Here is a 25,699-nt window from a genome sequence, read left to right on the forward strand (position 1 = left end):
CATAATTTATATATTATGGGTTTTTTATTGTTATTGGAAAAATCATGTGATATAATTTAATTATTAACGTTTACACAAGAGGAAGTAGGGTAGATTTGTGAAAATATTATTGGTATCAGATGAAGAATCAAAATACATATGGGACTTTTTTCGAGAGGATAAATTTTCAGATATAGATCTTATTTTATCTTGTGGAGATTTAAAGCAGGATTATCTTAGTTTTTTGGTAACGATGATAAAGGCACCATTATTTTATGTTCATGGTAATCATGATCATGGTTATTTGAATAGACCACCTGAAGGTTGCCAATGTATTGATGATAAGCTTATTCAATATAAAGGAATAAGAATATTGGGGCTTGGTGGAAGCATGAAGTATAATAATAGCCCTTTTGTATATACTGAACGTGAGATGACAAAAAGAATTAAAAAGTTAAGGCTTAAATTATTTTTAAATAAAGGCTGTGATATTATAGTTACACATGCAGCACCAAAAGATATAAGTGATGAAAAGGATTTATGCCATGAAGGGTTCAAATGTTTTCTCGATTTTATGGATAAATATTCACCTAAATATTTTTTTCATGGACATGTTCATTTAAGCTATGGTATGAAGCCTAGAATAGTTAACTATAAGGATACTACAGTTATTAATGCCTATGATCATTATATTGTTGAGTACTAGCGATGATATTATTGCTAAATTAAAAAATGTACAGAGTTTTATATTCTGTACATTTTTTTTTATTCTACATATTCATCAACATCTACATTGTCAACAAACCATTTCATTGATAAAATATCTTCTGAAGGTGCAACTTCATCCTCTTCAAGCTTTAAGTTACCTTTATTATCATAAATTGGTCCCATAAACGGAGTAAATTCATAAGTTGTAATCATTTTTTTCATAGCTTCTACAAGTCTTTGGACTTCAATTGGCACATATTTTTTAGAATAGTATATATCCACAACACCAACATCCATACCATACCAGAAACTTATAAGCTTTGAATTAGAATTAAACATATTTAAAATAGTTCCAAAGGTATCATTTAATATATTATTTAATATTTTTTCATAATAAATTCCCCAATTCCAAATTGGGGCTGCAAGATATTTGCTTGGGATATTTTTATCCTTATCAAAACTACAAAGCATAGAATATACACCGTATTTTTTTGTCTCATCTCTTGGAATTTTCAGATTTCTGTTAGAGATTATATCACAGCCTTTTGAAAGCAGCATTGAATCAATGTTTGTAAATTTTGCATGGCTGTTCCATTCTCTTGTCCAAGAAACTTTTATCTTTGAATAAGGATTAACTATTTTTGCCCCAAGAGCGAAGGAATTAATCGATGCTATTACTTCAGAGGTTGGGCTCGTAGCAGAATAGCCTATTAAGTTTGTTTTAGTCATAGCTCCAGCTATAAGGCCGGTTAAAAATCTAGGTTCATAAATTCTTCCGAAATAGCAGCTCATATGCTCATAAGGCTTATCATCTGAGCAGTTAAAAAATTTAATTTGAGGATATTCTAGAGCGCATTTTAAGGTGGCTGTCCTAAAGATAGGGCTTGTTGTAAAAATTACATTATAGCCTTCCTCAGCTAAAGCTTTTATTGAAAAATATGCATCTTCGTTTTCGGGAACATCTTCAATATATTTAGTAGATACTTGACCAGAAAGAACGTCCTCCACGTATTGTCTTCCAAGTTCATGCCCATAAGTCCAGCCGGAGGAAGCAATAGTTCTTGCATAAACGAAGCCTACCTTTAGCTTTTTTGATGGACTTATTAAATTTGATATGGTGGAGAGCATGCTGTTTGAACTATCTTCAGAATCTGTTTGAATTTCTACATCATCTTCTTTAAAGTGAATTAGTTCCTTCATAAATTCTTTGATGGTTTTTGAAAGCTGAATCTCATCAATAGGTTCTTTTATACCATAAATTTTAGCGTATTCAAGAAAAGCATCTCCTGTTGTAATTGGAAGCTTTTGGCCACCAGCATTTAAATAAACAGTTCTAAAGGTATTGTATACAAAAGAAACAAAGTGCTTATATTTGTCGTTTACTAAATCATCTTCTGGAGGTTCATAATTCTCAAGAAGCTTCCCTAGTTTTTTAAAGCTGTGCTTTTTTGTGAACCATATTGAATTTATTTTGGTTTTGTTGTAGAAATCCAGAAATTCATAATATATGCAATTTCTTGTATTCTTCTTATCTTTTTTGGGAATTAACCTTATAATTTCTGCTGAAATTGCAAAGGCGTCAAAATATTTTAATACACTAACCCTTTTGTTACCTTCTATTACAAAGTATTGATTTAAATACTCATAAACCTTTATTGGATGATTAATACCTTCACTCAAGTGTGAATCACAAAGTGCAACCCACTTACTGCGAAATTCAGACTTTTCTTCCATTAAAGGAAGAAAGTTTTTTGAAAAACAGACACTTCTAAGGTGAGAATAGGTTCCTATTATTTTTTTAAGAGGTATTTCGAAGATGCCTAGATCTATTGTAGCAACAATTTCTTTATTTTTTAATATTTTTTCAAGAAATGGCAGAGAACCGTTTAAGGAATAATCACTTCTACCCTTTTTTAATGCAATTTTATAGTGTTCATCTGCTGTCATAATAAAAACTACCCCCTAATATAATTTGTATACTTAATTATAATATTTTTTAATGAATTATGCCACATGTACATGTGAATTTATATAAAAAGTACAAGAGGTTGTTTTTAAGGGGATTTTATGCTATTATAAGTACATTAGTTTTCAAACAACATACATTTGTTTGCAAGATAAAAACATAAAGGCGGCGATTATTATAAAAAAAAGTGGAGAGAAAAAATTTTTATTAATAGATTCATCAGTTTTGCCTGATGTGTTTGAGGAAGTAATTAAGGTTAAAGAAATGCTCAGTTCTGGAAAGGTTAAGGATATAACGGAAGCAGTGAAAAAAGTTGGACTTAGCAGAAGTACTTATTATAAATATAAAGACTATGTATTTACTGTTTCGGAAGGACTTAAAGGACATAAAGTCACAGTTTCCTTTATTATTGGACATAGAGCTGGTACACTTTCTATGGTTTTAGATAAACTAGCAGAAAGGCATGCAAATATACTTACTATAAACCAAGGAATACCTATAAACAATACTGCAAATGTTAATATAACTTTTGATATAAGTGAATTAGACTGTACCATTGAGTCACTTTTGGATGAACTTAAGGACATAGAAAATATGTTGAAAGTTGAAATTTTAGCTATGGAATAAAATAAAAATTGGGGTGTTTGTCATGATTAGAGTTAGAGTACCAGCTACAAGTGCAAATATGGGGGCTGGCTTTGATACATTTGGTATAGCACTTAAACTTTATAACGAAATTGAAGTTGAAGAAACTAATTGTGAAAATGAGATAAAGTTGTTTGGAGATAGGTATGATGAAGATTTTAAAAATAATTTAACATACCAAAGCATTATAAAAACTTACGAATACTGCAATACTCCGTATAATGGCTTTAAAATTGATATGTCAAAGGTTAATATACCCATGTCTAGAGGACTTGGAAGTAGTGCTGCTTGCATTGTAGGTGGGATATTTGCAGCAAACAAGCTACTTAAAGATAAATTATCTGTGGATGAAATGCTTAGGATAGCTGTAAGTATAGAGGGACACCCAGATAATGTAGCACCTGCACTTATAGGTGGAATGGTTACAAGTATTGCTGGAAGTGAAAACGTAATACATTCAAAGGTTAATATAAAGTCAAATTTTAAATACGCGGCAATGATTCCTAATTTTAAGGTTGGTACTTCGGATGCAAGAAAAGTTCTTCCGGAATGCTTTTCAAGAAATGATGTTGTTTTCAATATCTCAAGAGCTGCTATGCTTGTTTCTGCTTTGAATAATGGAGAAAATGAAAAACTTAGATATGCCTTTGATGACAGGCTCCACCAGCCGTATAGAAAAAAATTTATACATAATCTAGATGAAATTTTTGCTAGATCAAAAGAACTTGGTGCTTATGGTGAATTTATAAGTGGATCTGGTTCAACACTTTTATCTATAGTAGATGAGAATAATATAGATTATTTTAAAAATATGAGTAAATTTTTAAAGGGATTAGAGAATGAATGGAAACTTTTGGAACTAACTATGGATACGGACGGAGTTTCTGAAGTGTAAAGAAGAATATTTCTTTAAAATAAACACAAATTAAATTTAAAATAGTTGTAATTTTTGTATTAAAATCAATTTTGCCAACATAGTGTTTTATAGATGAATAATTTTGATGGTGTGGAGGTAAAATGGAGTATAATGATTTTGATTATGAATACGGACAAGTGCCAAACAATATGATGGGGTATGGTTATGAGACGATGCAATGTCCATACATGAGGTATCTTTATGGTATGAACCGTAATAAGTGCCCTTTTTCAGCAGATTTTGATTTTAGAGATGCTTATGACTATAGTGCACCGCTTTTAATGCCTAGAATTGTAAGTGTAGATATTGATGAATTATTTTAAAATTATATTTTTATTGAAAAGATATACCTTGATTGCTGGTATATCTTAATTTTTTTGTGATTATTTAAATTAAGTGTTTTTTGCTTTAATATAAAAGGGAAAATTGAATTTATGTAGAATTTAACTTATTAAGGGGTGACAGTATGTTTGATATAGATATTAAATTCAATGATATATGTATAAAAAGTATTCAAGAAAAAGATATACATAAGTTAAAGAAATGGTTTATATCACAACATATGGACTTAAAATACTATATTGATTTTAACGATTTATATGAGAGATTTTTAGAGTATTATATGAGCGAATGTGAATTTTTTCTTGAAATAAACAAGCATCAAAATCTTTGTGGAATACTAAAAGGAAGAATAGAATTTAAATCTAAAAATATGGTATGGATATCATGCTTTTGTGTAAATGAAGATTTCATAGATAAGGATGAGCAAAAGTTTATACTTGAAAATATACTTAATTATTTTTGTAAAAGCTTTGGAGTGTCATGCTTTCTAACTGGTGTTGCTCAAAGTGAAAAGAATACTATAAAAATTTTGCGAGAAATTAATTTTAAAGTAATAAGAGTTAATAAGGAGTTTTATACAAGCTATAAGAATAAAGAAGATTTACTCATACTTCAGAAGATAAATTAAATGAATAATAATCTTCCTAAGCTAATATAAATGTAAATATAGCCAAAACAGCTAAATATAATAAAGCTTGGGAGATGAAAAAATGAGGTATACAAGGTATGATTTTAAAAAGAAAAGTAATGATCATGTTTTCTTTGCTTGCGTAATTATAATATTTATATTGTCATTTTTTATAGGAACTGGAATATTTAAATTAATATTTATGAACCAAGGGATAAAAGTTAAAGGTGATAGCTTAAGCGCTAAAACTAAAAATAGTGCTGTAGCACAAAGTGATTCAAAATACTTTATTATACAATGTGGAGTTAATGAGAAGCAGGAGAATGCTCAGACAGTATTTAGTAAACTAAGTACTATAGGTAATCCATTTATAGTCCATGAAGGTAAATACTATAAGGTTATTTACGGCATAGTTAACGAGAAAAACTATTCAAATTCAGAAAAGTTACTTAAAAATAATAGCATAGATATGAGTAGAACACCAATTTCCTTGAGTAATGATGATGAGTGTACTTCTGAAATAAGAAAGATTACTGATGCTTACCTAGAAATAGTGGATAAGCTTTCGGCTAAGGATATCAAGGATATACAAACTAAATCTATTAAACAGTGGTGTCAAAGTCTTGAAAAAGTAAATAAAAGTGATAAAAATTATGCTGTGCTTAAGGAACTTATGGATTATACTAATAAATTTCCAGATAGAATAGATAAGGGGTATATAAAAAACTTAAATTTGTTTCTATATAATGAACTAAAAAAATTAAAATGATGCATTTTTAAGGAAGAACGAGTCTCTTCCTTTTATATTTTTTAAAATTAATGTAAATTTTTTTGAATAATTCTTTAAATACTTGTTTAAGAATATATTAAATGATAAACTATATAAGATGTGATTAAGGTGGGGGTAAGGTGAATAATTATAATAGAAATTTTAAATATTATTTGCTTTTTATGTTAATCGGTGGTATTGGAGGAACTTTAATAGGTGATATACTTGGAAATCACTTTGCTAGACTTAGTTTTCTTAAAGTTTCTTACAATATAGGAAATTCAAAACCATTTGTAATTGATCTGAAATTTTTAAGTTTTACATTTGGAATTAATATAAGTGTAAATTTAATGTCTATAGTATGTATGATATTGGCAATAATAATATACAAGAAGGTCAGGAAGTGAAAAATTGAAATTAATATTAGCATCGTCATCTCCAAGAAGAAAAGAGCTTTTAAAAAAAATTACAAATGAATTTACAGTTATTGCAAGCGACTTTGATGAAAATACTATAAGTTTTCAAGGAGATGTTTCGCAATATGTTATTGAACTCGCAAAAGCAAAGGCTATGGATGTTTTAAACAAAATAAAGAATGAGGCAAGGTATAAAGAAATACTTCATGAGGATTTTTTTATAGTTGGCTGCGATACTGTAGTTGAGATTGAAAATAATATATTGGGAAAACCAAAAGATAATTTAGAAGCTGAAATTATGCTTGGAAAATTAAGTGGGAAAATTCATAGGGTATATTCTGGTATTGCTTTACTTAATGCATCAAAAAATGTTTTTAAAACTGATTATGCATGTACAGAAGTTGCTTTTTCAAAGCTTTCTAGAGAAGAGATAAAACATTATGTTGCTTCTGGAGAAAGTCTTGATAAGGCTGGAGCCTATGGAATTCAAGGAAAAGCAGCAATTTTTGTTGAAGAAATTAAGGGATGCTATTATAATATTGTAGGGCTTCCTTTAAATAAATTATATAAAATGTTTTTAGAGATGGGGGTAAATCTAAAGTAGGAAAGGATAAATTATGAATAATAATTTTAAACTTACAGATTTACCGGTAAATGAAAGGCCTAGAGAAAGACTTTTACGCTATGGCGCGGAGACACTATCTAATAGTGAACTTATTGCTATTATACTTGGAAATGGAACTTCTAAAGAAAACATACTTTCTATAAGTACAAGAATTTTGAAAGTTACAGGTGGGCTTAATGGACTTTTAAATTCAAGAGCTGATGAACTTGTAAAAGTTAATGGAATAGGAAAAGCTAAGGCTGTCCAACTTTTAGCTTTAGGTGAACTATCCAAGAGATTTAAATCGTATAAGTCTGGTCAAAGTTATAAAATATTGAATTCTAGGGATGCTTCAAAGCTTGTCATGGATGAGCTTAAGGTATTTGATAAAGAACATCTTTATGTTATTATGCTTAATACAAAAAATGTAGTTATAAAAATTTCTGATGTTTCAGTGGGAAGTTTGAATTCCTCTATAGTGCATCCGAGAGAAGTTTATAATGAACCTATAATTAAACATGCAGCATCTATTATAATATGTCATAATCATCCATCTGGAGATCCTGAACCTAGTATTGAAGATATCAATATAACTAAAAGGCTCCAGGAGTGTGGAAAAATAATAGGTATAGAATTACTGGATCATATAATTATTGGGGATGGAGTTTATATAAGTTTAAAGGAAAAAGGAATAATGTAGATTTGAAAGGAGAAAAATTGATGGGATTTTTTGGAATATCTAGAGATATGGGAATAGATCTTGGAACAGCAAATACGTTAGTTTACATAAAAGGAAAAGGAATAATATTGAGGGAACCTTCAGTGGTGGCTATAAATACTGTGAATAAACAGGTACTTGCTGTTGGCGAAGAGGCAAAGAAGATGATAGGAAGGACACCTGGAAATATAGTTGCAATAAAACCATTAAAAGATGGTGTAATTGCAGATTTTGATATTACAGAAAATATGCTTAAGAGATTTATAAGCAAAACAAGTGCTAAAAGTGCTTTTGCAAGTCCTAGGATATTGGTATGCCATCCTTCTGGAGTTACAGCAGTTGAAAGAAGAGCAATAAAAGAAGCAACTAAAAGAGCAGGCGCAAGAGAAGTAAAAGTTATGGAAGAGCCTATGGCAGCAGCTATTGGAGCAGGACTTCCTGTAGAAGAGCCAATGGGAAGCATGATTGTAGATATAGGAGGGGGAACTACTGAAGTTGCAATAATTTCCCTTGGAGGTATTGTTACAAGTAAATCTTTAAGAATTGCTGGTGATGAGCTTGATCAAGCAATTATAAGTTATATAAAGAAAGAATATAATCTCATGATCGGAGAAAGAACAGCTGAAAATATAAAAATGACATTAGGTTCTGCTTTCAAAATTAATGATACTGAAGAAGTTATGATTATAAAAGGAAGAGACTTAGTTACTGGGCTTCCAAAGGATATAGAAATAGGTGAGGAAGAGGTTAGAACAGCCTTAAATGAACCAGTATTTGCAATTATAGATGCAATAAAATTAACTCTAGAAAAAACACCACCTGAACTTGCAGCAGATATTATGGATAAAGGAATAATGCTTGCAGGAGGCGGTGCAATGCTTAGAGGATTAGATAGTTTAATTAACAAAGAAACCCACATGCCTGTACATATAGCTGAATCCCCTCTTGACTGCGTAGCACTTGGAGCTGGCAAAGCACTAGAACATTTTGAAAAATTAGCTGACGATTAAGGTGAAGAATGAAAGTTTTTAAAAATAAGCTGACAGTAACAATAGTTGTTCTGTCAGTTAGCTTTTTGATATTAATTGCTTATAGCTTCAAGAGAAATAGTGCATCCTTTGTGGAAAATGGTGTGGGAACAACGCTTAATACGGTGGAGGGTTTTTTTTATAAAATAAATGATAATATAAAAGACTTTTTAGGCTTTGTGGTTAATTTTTCTAGTGTTAAAAGTGAAAATGCTACTCTTAAAGAGAAAAATTCTGAACTTAGAAAAAAAGCTTTATTATATGATTCTTTAAAAAAGGAAAATGATGATCTAAAAAAACAACTTAATTTTGAGACAGACAAGAGTGAATTTAAATATGTTGGCTGCGAAATACTCCATAAAAGTGGAGGAAATATACTAAAGAGTTATGTCATAAGCAGAGGCAGTAAGGACGGGATTGCTAAAGGAATGGCAGTGTTAAATGCAGATGGACTTATAGGAATAGTTACGTCGGTAAATGCTAGTTATTCTACAGTGGAAACCATTTGTAATGAAAGTACAGCTGTTGCAGCTTCTATAAATAGAACAGGTGACAACAGTGGTGTTTTAAAGGGATATGTTGACAGTGATAATGAGAATTTGGCTCAGCTTACAATGCTTCCTTTAGATGCAGACATAAAAAAAGGAGATATAATATTAACTTCTGGTGTAGGAGGATATTATCCTAAAAATATAATGATTGGAAAAGTTATAGATGTTGAACCAAATGCTAGTAAAGGGGAAAAACAGGCTATAGTGAAACCAGCTGTAGATTTTGACAAGCTTGAAAGGGTTAGTGTGGTTGTTCCTAAGAATAATCGAGGAGAAATTAAATATGATAACTAAGATGTCAGGTGATTGTATATGAAAAAGTACATTATATTAACGGTTATAATTTTAGTTCTACAAATCGTAGATAATTCTGTTGTTCCCTTTATTGGTATAAATGGTTATTTCCCTAGCTTGTTGTTTGTATTTGCACTTAGTTATTCCATAGTAAATGGTGATTGGTCATGCTTGTGGATTGGACTTGTTACTGGATTTTTACAGGATATTAATTTCTTTAATGGATTTGGGGTTAATTTATTTACTAATGTTTTAATATGCTTTGCAGCTGGGAAGGTAGGAAAGAATCTTTTTAAAGAAAAAATATTCATACCTACTATAAGCATATTTGTTATGACCTTTGTTAAAGGAATATTGGTATTTATTATTTTGTATTTATGCGGCAAAAATACAAATGCAAACAGCAGTTTTTATAATGCACTTTATAATTTTGTTATATCTATTTTTATGTATAAACCTGTATATAAGTTATGTCAGAAGGATTATATGATTAAGACCTGGGAATTTTAAAGGAGAGATATCACAGATGAAAAAAAAGAAGGAAAAGAAGCTTACAAGATTCACTGCTTTAATTGTTATTATTTTAATTGTATTTTCCGCTATATGTGTAAAACTTGTTCTTCTTCAAGTTATTGATGCACAGGCTTATAAGGTAAAAGCTAATACCAAAGCTCATAAATTCATAAAAGAAAGTGCAGCAAGGGGTAATATAACAGATTCTACGGGAAAAGTTCTTGCTACAACAAAGCAAAGCTATAATGTTACTTATTTAGAGACAGATTCAACTAAGAAGGTATTTTATAATACTATGGCAAAGGTATTTTATATGCTTGATAAAAATGGTGAGACCCAAAATGATGATTTCCCTATAAAAGTAAATGGCAGTACTTATTCTTTTGATTTTGATACTACTGATCCAAAGGAAATAAAAATTGATATGATAAAATTTTTATCGGATAGGGGCTTTAAAGATAACATAATAAAAAATTTATATGGAAATAAAAAAGCAAGTGAGCTTACACAACTGCAAAAGGATAAGGTAAATAGTTATCTTCTTAAAATATCACCTGAGTATGTCTTTAAAAAGCTTAGAGGAAAAAAAGGATATAATATACCAGACTCATATACTATTAATATAGATGGAAAAACAATAAGCAAGAAGTGTACTTTAGATGATATTAGACGTTTTATGGTTGTAAGAGATGAGGTAAAAATGCAAAGCTATTCAGGGTATAATTCTGTGGCTATTGCAAGTAATGTAAAAAGAGAGACTGCAATTTCATTTTTGCAAAAATTAAATGAACTTCCAGGCATAGATATAGATGATAATCCTATAAGAAGCTATCCTTTTGGGAAACTTGCATCAAATGTGCTTGGATATATAGGTAAGATAACACCAGCAAGTAGTGATGAATCAGAATCTTATTCTGAAAGAGGATATGATGTAAGCTCTGATCTTATAGGAATATCTGGACTTGAAGCAGCGGAAGAGGACAGGCTAAAGGGAACTGCAGGCGGAAGAGTTGTAGAAGTAAATAAGGATGGAAGAGTAATAAATGAATTTGCAAGTAAAGATGCTTATCCAGGACAAAATATAAAAACAACTATAAATGCAGATGTTCAGTATGCAGCGGAGCAGGCACTTAAGAGTTCACTTGAATATTTGCGTAATAATCCTAATAGTAGTGGGCATAATTCCAATACTGCAAATGCTACAAGAGGAGCGGCAGTAGCTATAGATGTAAATACAGGAGGAGTTATAGCTCTTGCATCTTATCCTAATTTTGATCCAAATGACTTTGCTAATCCTAATGGTCTTTCTGATGAGGCCATGAAAAAGTATTTTCCAAGTGTAGAAGATCAAATAAAAAATCTACCTTTAACACAAGAACAGAAAGATTTTATGTTCCCTGTAGACAAAAGTACAGGTCAGAGGGCAGATGCCTATGATTATTTAGCAAAACCTCTTTACAATTATGCAACTTTAGGTCTTACACCTCCAGGTTCAACCTTTAAACCACTTACAGCAATAGCAGGACTTGAAACAGGAGCTATAACACCATATACAACCGTAGATGATCCTGGATATTTTACCGATAATGGTAAGATAATAGCAAGATTTGATGCTGATGGACCAATGGGTACTATTGATTTAGTTACTGCTATAGCAAAATCAAGTAATACCTATTTTATGTCAGTAGGTAGATGGCTAAGGCAAAAGTTTGGAGAAGATATAATAGCAAAATATGCATGGAAATTTGGACTTGGAGTAGAGCCAAATTCTGGAATAAATGAATCAACAGGAATTGAAATAAGAGAAAAATTTGGACAAGTATTTAACTCTTATAGTATAAGAAGTAACTTTGGACAGCAGGCAGTATGGAAGGTTATGCAGGATCTTAAGAATAAAGCGTATATGAAAAGAGATCTGTCAATAGATTTGTATACAGCTGGTAATGATAGTAAAGAGCTTGCAACCTTAAAGTCAAATGTAAAAAGTGAAATAAAAAATTCTGTTATTGAAGGTAAGCTTGATAAAGATAAATTTTCTGAAGCACTTAATAAATTTATTGAAGGTAGTCCTAACTATAAAGGAATTACACTTTCAGATACTGATATGAGTTCTATTTTAAAAGGAGTAAACAATATTGTTTTAAGTTATGCAGCTCAGGCACGATATCCAGCTAATACCTACAATGCATCTATAGGTCAAGGAAATGATAACTTTACTATACTTCAAATTGCAAATTATATTGCTACTATAGCAAATGGTGGTAAGAGATATAAAGTTCATCTTGTTGACCAAATAACTGATCCTACTAATGGTAGTGTAGTATTCAAAAATAATCCTGAAGTTATTCAAGATACTAAAGTAAGTCAATCAACACTTAATACTGTAAAAGAAGGAATGAAAAAGGTTAACATTATTGGTACTGCAGCTGGTAAATTTACTAATTTCCCATTTGAAACGGCTGGTAAAACTGGTACAGCGGATCCATATACTAATGAATTTGAGCAGCAGATAGGAAGAACTTCTTATGCACTTTATGTTGGGTTTGCACCAGCAGACAATCCTAAAATTGCGGTTGCTACTATACTGTATGATGGTGGATTTGGAAGTGGAAGTACTGATGTAGCTAAAGCTATGTATGAAGCTTATTTCAATAAAGTAGAAAAGATAGCTAACTTCCCTAAAGAGTTTCCGATAGACGCAAAAGCAGAGACTGATAGCAGTAATTAGCTCAATTTTTAAATGTATTTTTGGCAGTAAGGCAAAGAAGAATATTCTTTGATTTCAGTTTAAGCAAAATAACAGTATGAAGGAATGATTTAAATAAAATTAATAAACATTTGTCTGATAATTATTAATTCTATTTAATGTTTCGAAATACTGTTATTTTGCTATACCTTAAAGAAGGATTTTATAATATAATGTTGAATTATAATTAAATAGCTACATTAAACTTATGTGGAGGGTTAATATGTTTAAAGACGGAATAGTGCTAAAAGGAAATAGAGAGGGACTTAATGTAGTAATAAGCATAAATAATTTTAGAGATTTTGACGAGATGTTAGAGGCTTTGATAGAAAAATTATCTAAGGGTAAAAGATTTTATAAAGGTTCTACCTTGAAGATAACATTATCTCTTAAAGATGTAAATGATAGAAATTTAAGAAGGCTTAAAGACATTCTTTTTGATGAGTTTCTTATAAAAGATTGCATATTTGAAGATATTGAGGAAAAGAGTAGTAAGGTTTTTAATGGAATATATGAAGGAAGAACGAAATTTTTGAGAAGAACAATAAGAAGTGGACAGATAGTAAATTATTCCGGTAATATAGTTATAATTGGGGATGTCAATCCAGGCTCACAGGTTTATGCAGCAGGTAATATAATTGTATTTGGAATTTTAAGAGGAGAAGTTCATGCAGGTATAAATGGAAATGAAAGAGCCATAATAGCTGCCTTTAAGCTTGAACCAGAAATTCTGCAGATTGCTAAAAGAATTTCAAGACCGCCAGATAATGATGAAAAACCAGATTATCCAGAGGTTGCTAAATTAAAAGGGGATGCTATAATAGTGGAACCTTATTCACCTAACAAATTTATATAGTCTAGCTTACATGCTTTGTGATATAATAAAATAGAACATTAGTTCTGGAAATTTAAAATTCACAAAGGATGGTACTAAAATGACAGGTAAGACACATATGGCAATAGGAGTTGCTTCAGCAGCGGCGTTTTTATCAACAAGTAACCCAACACCACAGAAATTTATTATTGGACTTTCTTTAGGGATGATGGGTGCTTTAATGCCAGACATAGATATTAAAACAAGTAAGATAAGTAGTTTTGGTAGAACGGTGCTTGCTTATATTTTTGTCATATTAGCAGTAGCTGGTTTTGTAGTTTATAAAGGAAATATACATCTTAATCAAATTAAGTTTAGTTATAAACCAAATTCAATGATTGAATATGGGGCTATTGTAATATTATCCTGTGTCATATTCAGTAAACTGACTAAACATAGAAGTTTTTCTCATAGTATATTAGGACTTATTTTGTTTTACGTAGGTTTTAGATTGCTTATTGGAGAAATATCAACATATTTTGCTATAGGTTTTATTTCACATATAGCAGCGGATTTGATTACAAATAATGGAGTAGAGTTATTATATCCAATGAAGAGTAAGATGTCTTTGAAGCTTGTAAAAAGTGGTTCTAAGCTAGATTACATAATAGGTACAGCTTCATTTGCACTTTTCGTATATATAACAATTAAAACATTTTAAAAGCAGCCTGAATTAAGGCTGCTTTTAAAATGCTAAAAATTAAATTATATAATTGCATTTTTATGAGAATTTACATATAAATTGAATATTATGATTATGTAAGAATTAATGTTTTAACTTATAGGAGGAGTAATTGATGAAAGGGATAGATATTAGTAATTTAAATGGTACTGTAGATATATCAGCTGTAAAGAACAGTGGGTATGGGTTTGTAATTTCTAAAATTACTGAGGGAAGTACTTTTATAGATAGTTACGGAAGTCGAAATGTATCAAATACTAAGGCTAATGGGCTTATTGCCGGGGCATACCATTTTGCAAGGTTTAGAGATAAAGCCACTGCTGTTAGAGAAGCTAATTTTTTTAAACAAAATTGTCCTTCAAATGTAGATTTTGTGGTTTTAGATTTTGAGCAGCAGTGTAGTGGAGATATGACAGAAGCTTGCATAGCTTTCCTAAATATCATATCATCCATAGCTTCTGCATTAATTTACTGCAATCCTAATTATATAAATCTCCATTTAAATTCAAATATAACAAAGTATCCTCTGTGGATAGCGCATTATGGGGTATCCAGTCCAAGCACACCCAAATGGGGGACTTATGCTATATGGCAATATTCAGAGAGCGGTAGAGTTAGTGGGGTGAATGGAAATGTAGATTTAAATGTCAGTGGTCCTAGTTTTAATTTTAAAAATAATACAGGCACAACGGTTAAAAATAGCTCAATAATTAGACTGCAGCAGGAACTAAACAGCATGATAAATGCAGGGCTTGTAGTTGATGGTATTATAGGACCAGCAACGATAGCTGCAATTAGGAGATTTCAAAGTATTATGGGACTTAATGTTGATGGCATTGCAGGAATAATGACTTGGGCAGCAATAAATGAGATAAGGAGTTATCCAACGGATGGTGTAAAATACCCTCATTATGAATATGCAACAAGATGGATACAGTGGCGTGTTGGAGCAGCAATAGATGGCATATTTGGGAGCGGAACAGAAAATAAGGTTAAAGTTTTTCAAAGGAATATTAATAGTGCTCATGGTGAAAAGCTTGCAGTTGATGGCATAGTAGGTAAGGAAACCTGGAGATGTATGTTTAAGTATTAAAAAATGCGAATTAACAATGCTTCGTCACATTAAGAAAATCCTGTAAATTTAAGTAGTGATTCTAAGCGAGTGCTTGTTTGAATTAAAGAAAGATAACTATTATATACGGGGTTTGGGATGTAATCCCATTATCCTTCTTTAACTTGCATTGCGTGTATATGTATATTAGCCCAAACCCCGTGTATATTTACTAGCTGGCACGTAAGTTCAAGGAAAAAATTTTCCCTTACATATGGAATTTTAAGTGTGAATCTTTATAATCTGTTTTAACAAAAAAATAATTTAATAGGCTTTGCTCCTAATGATAGTATTTATTTTATAATAAGTAGAAAATTGAAATAATAATATCAGCAGTATTTATAGGGTTGGAGTTGTGCCTTTCTTATGCAAAAAAGTTTGTTAAAATACTTATAGACTATGAAGAATAGAAATTTGTAGTATAATAAATTGTAAAGCTTTATAGAAAAGGGTGATGTAATGTTTGCTCCAGTAAAAAATCAAAAGGTATATGAAGTAGTAATTGAGCAAATAAAAGAAATGATAAAAACAGGCAAATTAAAAAAGGGTGATAAACTTCCACCAGAAAGAGAACTTGTAGAAGAGCTTAAAGTTAGTAGAGCTTCAATAAGAGAGGCTTTAAGGGCTCTTGAAATATTGGGACTTGTTGAAACGAGGCATGGTGATGGAAATTTTATAAAAAAGAATTTTGAAAATAGTCTTCTTGAACCGGTATCACTTATGTTTATGCTTGAGGAAAGCAGTCCCAAGGATATACTTGAACTTAGAATGGTTTTAGAAACCGAAACTGCTATGCTTGCGGCAGAAAGAATTGATGTTGAGACTCTTGAGAAGATAAAATTTATAATTGATAAATTTAAAACAAATACAGATGAAAGGTTAAATACTGAATTGGATGTTGAATTTCATCATAAAATAGCGCAGGCGTCTAAAAATCTTCTTTTAGTCAATATTTTATCTGCTACCTCCGTATTAGTGGATACTTTTATTAGTGATGCAAGATATAAAATTATAAAAAATGAAAATAATAAAGAAAAATTAGTAAAACAGCATGAAAATATATATGGAGCACTGTTAAATAGAGATGCATCAATGGCTGCGGAAGAAATGAGAAAACATTTAGAATTTATAAATAAATCCATTTTTAAAAGTTAAATTTTTAACTTTTGCTTTTTAAGGAATTGATTTTTTTATGTGGTATGATTTATTTTAAAAATTGGTCATACCACTATACCAGTTTTGGAAGCAAACTATCTGAAAGCTAATTAAGATGAAAAATTAAAACAAATAGATGAGGTATCTTTAGTATAGGTTTTGCTAAAAAGAAATATTTATTTAACCAGTATAGGGAGGAATATATTTCACTTATGAAGAATATTAAAAAGGCGTTTGACCATAAAAATATATTAAATCCAGAGAAGGTGTGTGAGTAAAATGGCTGTGTTTAATGTACCTTATTACAAAGGTGAAATGGAAATAGAACTGCCGGATAAAAATTTAAAGGATGTTTTGATATCAAAGGCTGCTGATTATAAAACAAATTTTAAAGAAGAAGAAATTGTAGAAAAAGCGCTTGATAACCCGATAGGTTCTAAAAGTCTTGAAGAGCTTGTTAAAGGAAAAAAAAGTATGGTTATAATAACAAGTGATCATACAAGGCCTGTACCAAGTAAAATAACTCTTCCTATACTTTTAAATAGAATTAGAAAGGCAAATCCAAATATCAATATAAAAATATTAATAGCTGCTGGCTTTCATAGGCCAACAACAAGGGAAGAAATGATAGATAAGTTTGGAGAGGAGATAGTTCAAAAGGAAGAGATAATCTGCCATAAGTCAAAAGATAAAGAGGAACTTTTAAAAGTAGGTGTGCTTCCATCTGGAGGAGAACTTTGGATAAATAAATTGGCTGCAGAAGCTGAACTTTTAATTTCAGAAGGTTTTATAGAACCCCACTTTTTTGCAGGTTTTTCAGGCGGAAGAAAAAGCATACTTCCAGGAATCGCAGGAGCAGAAACCATAATGGCAAATCACTGTTCTGAATTTATAAACAACGAAAATTCAAGGACAGGAAAGCTTAAAGAAAATCCAATTCATGAGGATATGCTTTATGCAGCTAAAACTGCTAAACTTGCTTTTATATTAAATGTAGCACTGGATAAAAATAAAAAAATAATAGGAGCCTTTGCTGGCGATAGTGAACTTGCCCATAATAAAGGCTGTGAATTTGTTTCTAAGTTTTATGGCGTTAGCGGCACTAAGTCTGATATTGTAATTACCACTAATGGAGGATATCCTCTTGACCAAAATATATATCAAGCTGTAAAAGGTATGACTGCTGGAGAGGTACTTTCAAGGGAGGATGGAGTTATAATAATGATTGCTTCCTGCTGCGATGGACATGGAGGAGAGTCTTTTTATAAAAACGTATCCAGTGCTAAAAATCCAAGTGAACTTTTAAATAGGGTACTTAAGGTTTCGAGAAAGGAAACTGTCCCCGATCAATGGGAATTTCAAATTTTAGCAAGAATACTTAATAAGCACAAGGTCATAATTGTTACTGATATGTGCGATCCTAAAATAATAGAGGACATGCATATGTATCATGCACGTGATTTTAAAAAAGCCTTGGAACTTGCATTTGAGATTGTAGGCAAGGATGGTAAAATAACTTTAATACCGGATGGAGTTTCAAGTATAGTTAAAACTAAATAACAGCCATAAAACCTTAATTATAAAAATAGGAGAAGCTAATTGCTTTTCCTATTTTTTATGGATATTCTAAGATTTTTAATTATACAAGAAGGAAGCAAGGAATGATTAATCATATCAATTCCTGGTTCTGCAAATTAAATTAACTAGTTTGGTTCGTGTTATTTTATAGCATATTTAAATTTATCACCACGAATTACTTGTTTTGTTATATGAAGTGGATTAGAATTATTGTCAAAAACATGATCTTCAATTAACATTAGAGCTGTCCCACGAGGAATATCCAGCAAATTTGATTCTTCTATTGTAGCATAACAGATTTCAATTGTTTTACTTCCAGTAGAAGGTATAATATTATACTTATTTTGTAATACAGAATATAATGATCCATTCATATTGTCATTCAATAAAAACTTGTATTTGTTACTAAAATGAACGGTTTCTACTCCAATTGCTATGTTATCAACTAAACGAAGCCTTTTTAGTACAAGTACTGTATCATCGGATGAAATGCTAAAGAATTTAATGTCTTCATCTGTACATGGTTCAAATGAAAAGCTTATTATTTTAGTAATCAGTTGCTGACCCATGGATGCAACATTACTTGTAAAGCTTGAAAAATTATTGTTTGTATGCTTAAGTTTTGGAGAAGCAACAAATGTACCTTTTCCGTGTATCTTTATAAGAAGTCCTTCTGACACCAAATTAGCAATAGCCTTACGTACAGTGCTTCTACTAATTGTATACATTTCACTTAACTCTATTTCAGATGGAATACGTTCATCCTGTTTAAATTTTCCGTTGAAAATGTCATTTCTAATATTGTTAGCAAGCTGCTGGTATAGAGGGATACTACTTACTGTGTTTAAATTCTGCATAAAAGTCACCTCTTATTAATTTTTCAATAATTATATATTACACTAAATTAGTATTAAAGACAATACAAGTTGCACAAAATATAGGATGTATGTATACGTATCTAACAAGTAATAGGGATTAAAGGACTATAGTACAATTCACTATTATAAAATATTAAAAGGTCTTTACAAGATATAATTTATATGATAATATTTACGCATAGACGTCACGTGATGTATATATACATTAGCATACAACATGAAAGGAGAATTTTATATGGGTATAAAAGAAATTGTAAGTGAAATTATTAAAAACAAAAGAGAACAAGGTGGCATTGATAGTGTTTATTTTATTGCGTGTGGAGGTTCATATGCAGGTTTTTTTCCAGCTAAGTATTTAATCGATAGAGAATCAAGAAAATTAAAGACTGCAATGTATACTAGCAATGAATTTGTACATGCTGTACCTAAATCTTGTGGTAAGAATACAATTGCAGTTGTTTGTTCAATGAGAGGAACAAAAGAAACCTGTGAGGCCGCAAGAGTGGCTAAAGAAACTGGTGCTACAACAGTAGCTTTTTATGTTCAAGAATCGCATATGACAGAGATTAGTGATTACAAGATAAAATATGAAAGTATTGCTTTAGATGAGTCTTTAGTTCAAAATGTTAACTCTAGTATGGAATTGAATTTTGCATTCGAATTGTTACATCAATTAGAAGATTATGAATATTATGAAGATGCTATGGATGGATTTGAAATAGTTGATGATATTTATCGTAAGGCAGTAAAGTATTGTACGCCTAGAGCAGTTAAATTTGCTAAGGAGTGCAAGAATGATGAAACAATTTATGTTATTGGCGGTGGACCAAGCATGGGGTCAGCATATATTTTTTCTATATGTAACTTGATGGAAATGCAGTGGGTACATTCTCCAACAGTTAATACAGGAGAGTTATTACATGGACCATTTGAAGCTATTGATAAGAACGTTCCAATAGTATTTTTGTTAAGTGAAGGTAGAACAAGACCTGTTGATATGAGGGCATTAAAATTTTTAAAAACATATGGAGAGAGATTATTTATAATTGATGCTAAAGAGCTTCAAATTAATAGAATAAGTGATAATGTATCAGAATTTTTCAATCACTTAATATTCTCATCAATTCTCAATAATGTATACTTGCGAGAATTATCATATTCCAAGAAGCACAATTATCTAAATCGCAGATATATGTGGAAGGTTGAATATTAATATAGAAATTTTATCTATAGTTATGTAATGGTTTTTTTAAGCAATTGCATAACTATATTTTGAAGAATATAGAAAGGTGATAAAAATATGAGACGATTTTTAATAGCAACTCATGGACATTTTGCAGAAGGAATTTACAGTTCGCTTAAAATGATTATTGGAAATAAGGATAATGTAGAAACTCTGTGCGCCTATGTAACTAAAGATTATGATTTAAAAGCTAATATTAGAAATATTCTAGGTAAATTAAATGAAGACGATGAATTAATAGTTATAACAGATATTTTTGGTGGAAGTGTAAATAATGAATTTATGAATTTGATTGGAAAAAATAATGGAAAAATTCATCTTATTGCAGGACTAAATTTACCATTATTAGCTGAATTAATTTCAAGGCAGGATGATGACAAGAGTACAGAAGATATTATAAATGAAGTACTAAATACATCTAAGCAAAGTATTCAATATTGTAATGAAACTTTAAATAATTCAAAAGAAATATGCGATGATGAATTTTAAATTTTATGAGGAGGGAAAAAATGATAGTTTTAACTAGAGTAGACCATAGATTACTTCATGGACAAGTTGCAATGTCGTGGACATCAATATTAAATGCTGATTGTATATTAATCGCAAACGATGAATTAGTGTCAAATGAATTAAAGAAAACCACAATGAAATTAGCTAAGCCTAATAATGTGAAATTGGTAATTAAAAGTATAGAAGATTCAATTAAAGCTATTAATAGCGGTGTAACTGATAAATATAAGTTATTTATTGTAGTCGAATCAATTAAGGATGCAAAGAGATTAGTAGAGCAAATTCCTGCAATAAAGCAGATTAATTTAGGTGGTACTAAAGCGAAAGATGGAACAAGAGCAATATCTAAAGCTATTAATGTATTGCCAGAAGAAGAAGGCATGATTAAAGATATGATTAAAAATGGAATTGAGGTTGAAATAAGACAATTACCGACAGATAAAAAAATGCTTGCTAAGAAAGTGCTTTGAAAGTATTAAATCAAAATGAAAACTAGGAGGGATATTTAATGATTAATGTGCTTTTAATTTTTTTTATTGCTTGTTTTGGTTACAGTGATTATTTCACTGGAAAATCACTTCAAACAAGGCCATTAATACTTGGACCGCTTGTAGGACTAGCTATGGGAGATTTGAAGTCTGGAATTATCATAGGAGGAACTCTTGAACTTGCATTTATGGGGGCAGTTGGTGTGGGTGCGGCACTTCCACCAGAAGTTGTTTCTGGAAGTATTCTTGGTACAGCATTTGCTATTATAGGACACAAAGATGCAGGAATGGCAGTGGCTCTGGGACTTCCAATAGCGATGTTAGTTATGCTCCTAAGGAATTTTCTATTTATTATAGTTGTACCTTTATTTGCTAATAGAGCAGATAAATATGCGGCAAATGGAGATATAAAAGGTGTAAACAGAATGCATTGGTTTGGAGGGGTTTTTGGAATGTATTTACCGTTAGCAATATTAACGGCAGCATCATTTTATTTAGGTGGCAGCTTTATGAAAACGATTTTAAACTCTATTCCTAGCTTTGTTCAAAATGGTCTTACAGTTGCAACAGGTATACTTCCTGCTTTAGGTTTTGCGATGTTACTTAGAATGATTATGAATAAGAGAGTAGCTGCATTTTTATTTATAGGTTTTGTTATTACAGCATATCTTAAGATGCCTGTATTGGGAGTAGCAATATTGGCAACAGCTATAGTTATGGTACTTATGTATCAAGAAAGTAATAAAGGAAATGGAAATAAACAAGTGCAGGAGGCGATTGATGATGATTTCTAAGGAAATTGGTGATAAAGAAGAAAATAATACAGAGATAATAACTAAGAAAGATTTAAAAAAGGTTTTTTGGAGATCACTTCCTTTTGAAATATCCTGGAATTATGTTAGACAGGATCATATGGGATTTGCATATTCTATGGCGCCTATTATTGAAAAATTGTACAAGAAGAATGAAGATAGAGCAAAAGCTCTACAGAGACATATGGAATTCTTTAATATTACAGTGTATTTTTCAACATTAGTACTTGGAATCGTAACTGCAATGGAGGAGAAAAATGCTAGTGACCCGGAATTTGAAACAGAATCTATAAATAGTGTTAAGGCAAGTCTTATGGGACCACTATCGGGAATAGGGGATTCTCTATTTTTGGGAACTTTGAGGGTAATAGCAGCAGGAATTGGTGCATCTCTTGCTAAAAACGGGAGCATCTTAGGGGCAATATTATTTTTATTGATGTATAATATACCTGCTTTTGCGATTAGGTACTATGGAATGATGAAGGGGTATGAGATTGGTACGAGCTTGCTCATGCAGATAGAAAAGTCTGGTCTTATGGAAAAGATAACCAAGTCCACTGCTATTTTAGGGTTAATGACAATTGGTTCTATGATTGCAACTATGGTTACTGTGCATGTTCCGCTTACTATAGGTGTTGGTCATGGAGCTACTAAGGTTCAGGGTATTTTGGATGGAATTATGCCATGTCTGCTTCCGCTGGGAATTACATTTATTATATATTATTTATTAGGTAAGAAGATTAATGTTACTTATTTGCTTATTGGGATAGCTGTATTATCAATTGTTTGTACGGCTTTTGGAATTTTATCTCCAGCTTAATAAATACATGTAGCTGTTACAAACTAATGTAACAGCTAGTTTTTAGTGTTAATTAATAAAAAAGCTTTAACTATTGATGCTTAAGTGACTTTGTTTGGTATGTGCCAAATCATTATTGTATTATATTAAAAGTAAGATAAAATAAAAACAGTACTTTGAGTTGAAAATATTATTTTTATTTTAATACTGTAATATTACTATTCTGTTTTTTCTAATTCTTCAATAACATAGTTTGGCAGTGCAAATGCACCTTTATGCAAGTTTGTATTATAATACTTAGTTTTTAGTCCAAGGCTATTCCAGCGGTCAGCATTCAAGTTGTTTAAAGGATGATATTTTTTTGAGGCAAATCCAAAAAGCCAGTGACCAGAGGCATAAGTTGGCATATGAAATTGATAAACCATTGAAATAGGAAATTTGTCTTTTATTTTGCTGTGAGCTCGCTTCATTTCATGGCAATAGTCTTTATAATATGGACTTTCATGCTGATTTATTAGAATACCATCATCACTGAGGATTCTTTGACAATCATTATAAAATTCGTTAGTGAATAAGCCTTCACCAGGACCAATAGGGTCTGTTGAATCCACGAGAATTAAATCATATGTTCCATTTTTGGTTCTTTTAACAAATTCTTTACCATCTTCAAAATGCATAGTAAGCCTGTTATCGTTGTCAAGTTTGCAAGCAGTTTGAGTTAAATATTTTTGACAAAGTCTAACAACTCTTTCGTCAATTTCAACCAAGTCTACTTTTTCTATGGATTTGTATCTTAGAATTTCTCTTGAAGTCCCACCATCGCCGCCGCCAATGATTAAAACTTTTTTTATTTCAGGATTAACCGCCATTGGAACGTGGGTAATCATCTCATGATATATAAACTCATCCTTTTCAGTCATCATTATGTAGCCATCAAGGGTAAAAAAAGTTCCAAAAGTTTCACTCTTAAAAAAATCTATTTGCTGAAAAGGAGTTTTTTCACTATATAAGTGTTCTTTTACCCTTATAGAAAATTTTGCATCGTCTGCATGACTTTCTGAAAACCAAAGATCTAACATAATATTCCTCCATTAATTTTATTTATAGTATAATTCGTTGATGTTTTTACCATAAAAAATTTCATCCATTTCTTTTTTTAGCTTATGGGTTATCTTTTTTCTTTCTTTTGGATACAGATCTTTTTTCGTATATCCAAATAAGTAATTGTCTAGGTCAAATTGTTTTATCTTACACTTTGTGTGGAAAATATTATCTTGATAGACATTTACATCAATCATATTATACTTATTTTTGACACTATTAGGTATATAATTTTGAATAGAGTTAATTTTATGGTCTATGAATAGCTTACGACCAGTAATATCTCTAGTAAAGCCCCGAACCCTGTAATCCATTGTCATAATATCAGCTTCAAAAGAATGTACTAAGTAATTTAGTGCCTTTAAAGGAGATATCATTCCACAAGTAGATACATCTATATCAGCCCTAAAGGTACAAATACCTTCATCAGGATGGTATTCAGGGTAGGTGTGTACTGTAATATGGCTTTTATCTAAATGAGCAAGAAGGATTTCCGGCAGTGGACCTGGGGCTTCTTTTGCTAATGTTTCCTTGTGCTCATCTTCTATGGGACTTTCACAAATTAATATAGTTACACTAGCACCTTGAGGGTCATAGTCTTGTTTTGCAATATTTAAAATATTAGCACCTATAATTTCAGTGACCTTTGTAAGGATTTGAGTAAGCCTTTCTGCATTATATTGTTCATCTATATAAGAAATATAAGCTTCTCTATCTTCTGCTGATTTTGCATAGCATATATCGTACATATTAAAGGATAATGTTTTTGTTAAATTATTGAAACCATAAAGCTTTATTTTACCATCAATGTTTCCCTTCATTATATTTGCCAAATCCCTCCTTATAAATAAATCGCTATTATTATATGTTAATAGCGAAAATATTAATACAATTTTAGCAATGAATTTATTTTAAATCAATGGTTTTTTATTACACTATAAATAACTTGTGTATTAACTGTAAATGTACCTATATTTGCAAATTAAGAGTATGTAAAAAATAAAATAATAAAATCACTTGAAAAAATTTTACTCTTTTTGACAGAAATTAAATATAGGAGGAGATGTTTAAAATTATGAGCAAACAAAAAAATTCTTTTCAAATGAATTAATTGAGATGCTTAATAAAAATATATAAGGTAAAGTTAAACTAAAGAATAGAAAGGAATTTTAAAAAAAGTTTTTCAAAAAGTAAATCAAAGTGCATAAACTTATGTTTTTATTAGTGGTTGTTTTGATTTATAATTTTACGTCTTGACGATTTTGTACAAATTTATAAATACATAAATTTGTGAAGTTCTTTGAGAAGGAAGGGGTGCGTATAACCTTTTTGTATATATACTCTTCCAAGGGTATCTATGCATGAAATACTTAGTATTTTGATAATATAGTAAGTATAGAATAGTTAAATTAGTATACCAGTATATTTTAATCAAAATAAGATTAAAAGATATGATATTATATTACATGTCGTCGCGAGATGACAATACTTAATGAGTTTTGAAAAAACATTTTAAAAAAAGTGTTGACAGAGCAAATTTAAAATGCTATTATATAAAAGCTGTCTTATGCAGCACATTGAACTTTGAAAATTAAACAGAGAAAAGATAATGAACCAGCAATTCTTTTGAATAGAAGAAATTCTA

Annotated in this window: 27 protein-coding genes and 1 pseudogene; 24 read left to right on the plus strand and 4 right to left on the minus strand. The window is 30.6% G+C overall.

Annotation, left to right across the window (positions count from 1 at the left end; genetic code table 11):
* Positions 1-97 precede the first annotated feature (97 nt).
* Complete coding sequence (locus ACJDT4_RS18195) at positions 98-685, plus strand: metallophosphoesterase family protein (protein WP_406789010.1); 588 nt, start codon at positions 98-100, stop codon at positions 683-685.
* Positions 686-744: 59 nt separating this feature from the next.
* Here ACJDT4_RS18195 and ACJDT4_RS18200 read toward each other — a convergent pair whose 3' ends face one another.
* Positions 745-2,634, minus strand: a complete 1,890-nt coding sequence (locus ACJDT4_RS18200) for a BMP family ABC transporter substrate-binding protein (RefSeq protein ID WP_406789011.1) — start codon at positions 2,632-2,634, stop codon at positions 745-747.
* Between the two features lie 178 nt (positions 2,635-2,812).
* Between ACJDT4_RS18200 and ACJDT4_RS18205 the strand changes: the two genes are divergently transcribed.
* The 18 genes and pseudogenes from ACJDT4_RS18205 to larA all read left to right on the plus strand — a co-directional run bounded on the left by ACJDT4_RS18205 (position 2,813) and on the right by larA (position 18,205).
* The gene (locus tag ACJDT4_RS18205) at positions 2,813-3,280 is read left to right on the plus strand and encodes an ACT domain-containing protein (RefSeq protein WP_406789037.1); all 468 of its coding nucleotides are present in this window, start codon (positions 2,813-2,815) and stop codon (positions 3,278-3,280) included.
* 22 nt (positions 3,281-3,302) lie between these two features.
* A complete protein-coding gene (gene thrB, locus ACJDT4_RS18210) occupies positions 3,303-4,193 on the plus strand; it encodes a homoserine kinase (RefSeq protein ID WP_406789012.1) in 891 nt (296 codons plus the stop codon).
* Positions 4,194-4,315: 122 nt separating this feature from the next.
* A complete protein-coding gene (locus ACJDT4_RS18215) occupies positions 4,316-4,537 on the plus strand; it encodes a hypothetical protein (RefSeq protein ID WP_406789013.1) in 222 nt (73 codons plus the stop codon).
* A 143-nt stretch (positions 4,538-4,680) separates the two neighbouring features.
* Positions 4,681-5,184, plus strand: coding sequence for a GNAT family N-acetyltransferase (locus tag ACJDT4_RS18220; RefSeq protein WP_406789014.1), 504 nt, complete (start codon positions 4,681-4,683; stop codon positions 5,182-5,184).
* 82 nt (positions 5,185-5,266) lie between these two features.
* Positions 5,267-5,953, plus strand: coding sequence for a hypothetical protein (locus ACJDT4_RS18225; RefSeq protein ID WP_406789015.1), 687 nt, complete (start codon positions 5,267-5,269; stop codon positions 5,951-5,953).
* Positions 5,954-6,093: 140 nt separating this feature from the next.
* Complete coding sequence (locus ACJDT4_RS18230; RefSeq protein ID WP_406789016.1) at positions 6,094-6,360, plus strand: DUF4321 domain-containing protein; 267 nt, start codon at positions 6,094-6,096, stop codon at positions 6,358-6,360.
* 4 nt (positions 6,361-6,364) lie between these two features.
* Positions 6,365-6,973 carry a Maf-like protein gene (locus tag ACJDT4_RS18235; RefSeq protein ID WP_406789017.1) on the plus strand — a complete coding sequence of 203 codons (609 nt, stop codon included), beginning with the start codon at positions 6,365-6,367 and terminating at the stop codon, positions 6,971-6,973.
* A gap of 13 nt (positions 6,974-6,986) precedes the next feature.
* Positions 6,987-7,673, plus strand: a complete 687-nt coding sequence (radC, locus tag ACJDT4_RS18240) for a RadC family protein (RefSeq protein ID WP_406789018.1) — start codon at positions 6,987-6,989, stop codon at positions 7,671-7,673.
* A gap of 20 nt (positions 7,674-7,693) precedes the next feature.
* Positions 7,694-8,701 carry a rod shape-determining protein gene (locus ACJDT4_RS18245; RefSeq protein ID WP_406789019.1) on the plus strand — a complete coding sequence of 336 codons (1,008 nt, stop codon included), beginning with the start codon at positions 7,694-7,696 and terminating at the stop codon, positions 8,699-8,701.
* 8 nt (positions 8,702-8,709) lie between these two features.
* On the plus strand, positions 8,710-9,564 hold the full coding sequence (mreC, locus tag ACJDT4_RS18250) for a rod shape-determining protein MreC (RefSeq protein WP_406789020.1): 855 nt from the start codon (positions 8,710-8,712) through the stop codon (positions 9,562-9,564).
* An 18-nt stretch (positions 9,565-9,582) separates the two neighbouring features.
* On the plus strand, positions 9,583-10,074 hold the full coding sequence (gene mreD / locus ACJDT4_RS18255; RefSeq protein ID WP_406789021.1) for a rod shape-determining protein MreD: 492 nt from the start codon (positions 9,583-9,585) through the stop codon (positions 10,072-10,074).
* A 16-nt stretch (positions 10,075-10,090) separates the two neighbouring features.
* Entirely contained in the window at positions 10,091-12,805 is a 2,715-nt protein-coding gene (locus tag ACJDT4_RS18260) for a peptidoglycan D,D-transpeptidase FtsI family protein (protein ID WP_406789022.1), read from the plus strand.
* A gap of 241 nt (positions 12,806-13,046) precedes the next feature.
* Positions 13,047-13,679, plus strand: coding sequence for a septum site-determining protein MinC (minC, locus tag ACJDT4_RS18265; RefSeq protein WP_406789023.1), 633 nt, complete (start codon positions 13,047-13,049; stop codon positions 13,677-13,679).
* Between the two features lie 79 nt (positions 13,680-13,758).
* Positions 13,759-14,358 (plus strand): metal-dependent hydrolase, encoded by a 600-nt coding sequence (locus tag ACJDT4_RS18270; RefSeq protein WP_406789024.1) that lies wholly within the window; start codon positions 13,759-13,761, stop codon positions 14,356-14,358.
* A gap of 136 nt (positions 14,359-14,494) precedes the next feature.
* Positions 14,495-15,472, plus strand: coding sequence for a GH25 family lysozyme (locus ACJDT4_RS18275; protein ID WP_406789025.1), 978 nt, complete (start codon positions 14,495-14,497; stop codon positions 15,470-15,472).
* 477 nt (positions 15,473-15,949) lie between these two features.
* Complete coding sequence (locus ACJDT4_RS18280) at positions 15,950-16,645, plus strand: FadR/GntR family transcriptional regulator (RefSeq protein ID WP_406789026.1); 696 nt, start codon at positions 15,950-15,952, stop codon at positions 16,643-16,645.
* Positions 16,646-16,785: 140 nt separating this feature from the next.
* Positions 16,786-16,923 (plus strand): annotated as a pseudogene (locus ACJDT4_RS18285) (FAD-linked oxidase C-terminal domain-containing protein); the annotation flags it as partial.
* Position 16,924: 1 nt separating this feature from the next.
* Positions 16,925-18,205 carry a nickel-dependent lactate racemase gene (gene larA, locus ACJDT4_RS18290; RefSeq protein WP_406789027.1) on the plus strand — a complete coding sequence of 427 codons (1,281 nt, stop codon included), beginning with the start codon at positions 16,925-16,927 and terminating at the stop codon, positions 18,203-18,205.
* A 158-nt stretch (positions 18,206-18,363) separates the two neighbouring features.
* Here the strand turns inward: larA and ACJDT4_RS18295 are convergent, their stop codons facing one another.
* On the minus strand, positions 18,364-19,080 hold the full coding sequence (locus ACJDT4_RS18295; protein WP_406789028.1) for a GntR family transcriptional regulator: 717 nt from the start codon (positions 19,078-19,080) through the stop codon (positions 18,364-18,366).
* A gap of 256 nt (positions 19,081-19,336) precedes the next feature.
* Here ACJDT4_RS18295 and ACJDT4_RS18300 point away from each other — a divergent pair, with 256 nt between their 5' ends.
* From ACJDT4_RS18300 to ACJDT4_RS18320, 5 genes are all read left to right on the plus strand, one after another.
* Positions 19,337-20,314, plus strand: a complete 978-nt coding sequence (locus ACJDT4_RS18300; protein ID WP_406789029.1) for a sugar isomerase — start codon at positions 19,337-19,339, stop codon at positions 20,312-20,314.
* 87 nt (positions 20,315-20,401) lie between these two features.
* Positions 20,402-20,833, plus strand: coding sequence for a PTS sugar transporter subunit IIA (locus tag ACJDT4_RS18305; protein WP_406789030.1), 432 nt, complete (start codon positions 20,402-20,404; stop codon positions 20,831-20,833).
* Between the two features lie 20 nt (positions 20,834-20,853).
* Complete coding sequence (locus ACJDT4_RS18310; RefSeq protein ID WP_406789031.1) at positions 20,854-21,324, plus strand: PTS sugar transporter subunit IIB; 471 nt, start codon at positions 20,854-20,856, stop codon at positions 21,322-21,324.
* Between the two features lie 38 nt (positions 21,325-21,362).
* Positions 21,363-22,136, plus strand: coding sequence for a PTS mannose/fructose/sorbose/N-acetylgalactosamine transporter subunit IIC (locus tag ACJDT4_RS18315; protein WP_406789032.1), 774 nt, complete (start codon positions 21,363-21,365; stop codon positions 22,134-22,136).
* A complete protein-coding gene (locus ACJDT4_RS18320) occupies positions 22,123-22,974 on the plus strand; it encodes a PTS system mannose/fructose/sorbose family transporter subunit IID (RefSeq protein ID WP_406789033.1) in 852 nt (283 codons plus the stop codon). The genes ACJDT4_RS18315 and ACJDT4_RS18320 overlap by 14 nt, the downstream gene beginning before the upstream one ends.
* 197 nt (positions 22,975-23,171) lie before the next feature.
* Here the strand turns inward: ACJDT4_RS18320 and speE are convergent, their stop codons facing one another.
* The gene (speE, locus tag ACJDT4_RS18325) at positions 23,172-24,032 is read right to left on the minus strand and encodes a polyamine aminopropyltransferase (protein ID WP_406789034.1); all 861 of its coding nucleotides are present in this window, start codon (positions 24,030-24,032) and stop codon (positions 23,172-23,174) included.
* A gap of 18 nt (positions 24,033-24,050) precedes the next feature.
* Positions 24,051-24,875 carry an adenosylmethionine decarboxylase gene (speD, locus tag ACJDT4_RS18330; RefSeq protein WP_406789038.1) on the minus strand — a complete coding sequence of 275 codons (825 nt, stop codon included), beginning with the start codon at positions 24,873-24,875 and terminating at the stop codon, positions 24,051-24,053.
* Positions 24,876-25,699: the final 824 nt, after the last annotated feature.

This window comes from Clostridium neuense (genome assembly GCF_045310695.1).
Lineage (GTDB): Bacteria > Bacillota > Clostridia > Clostridiales > Clostridiaceae > Clostridium_S > Clostridium_S neuense.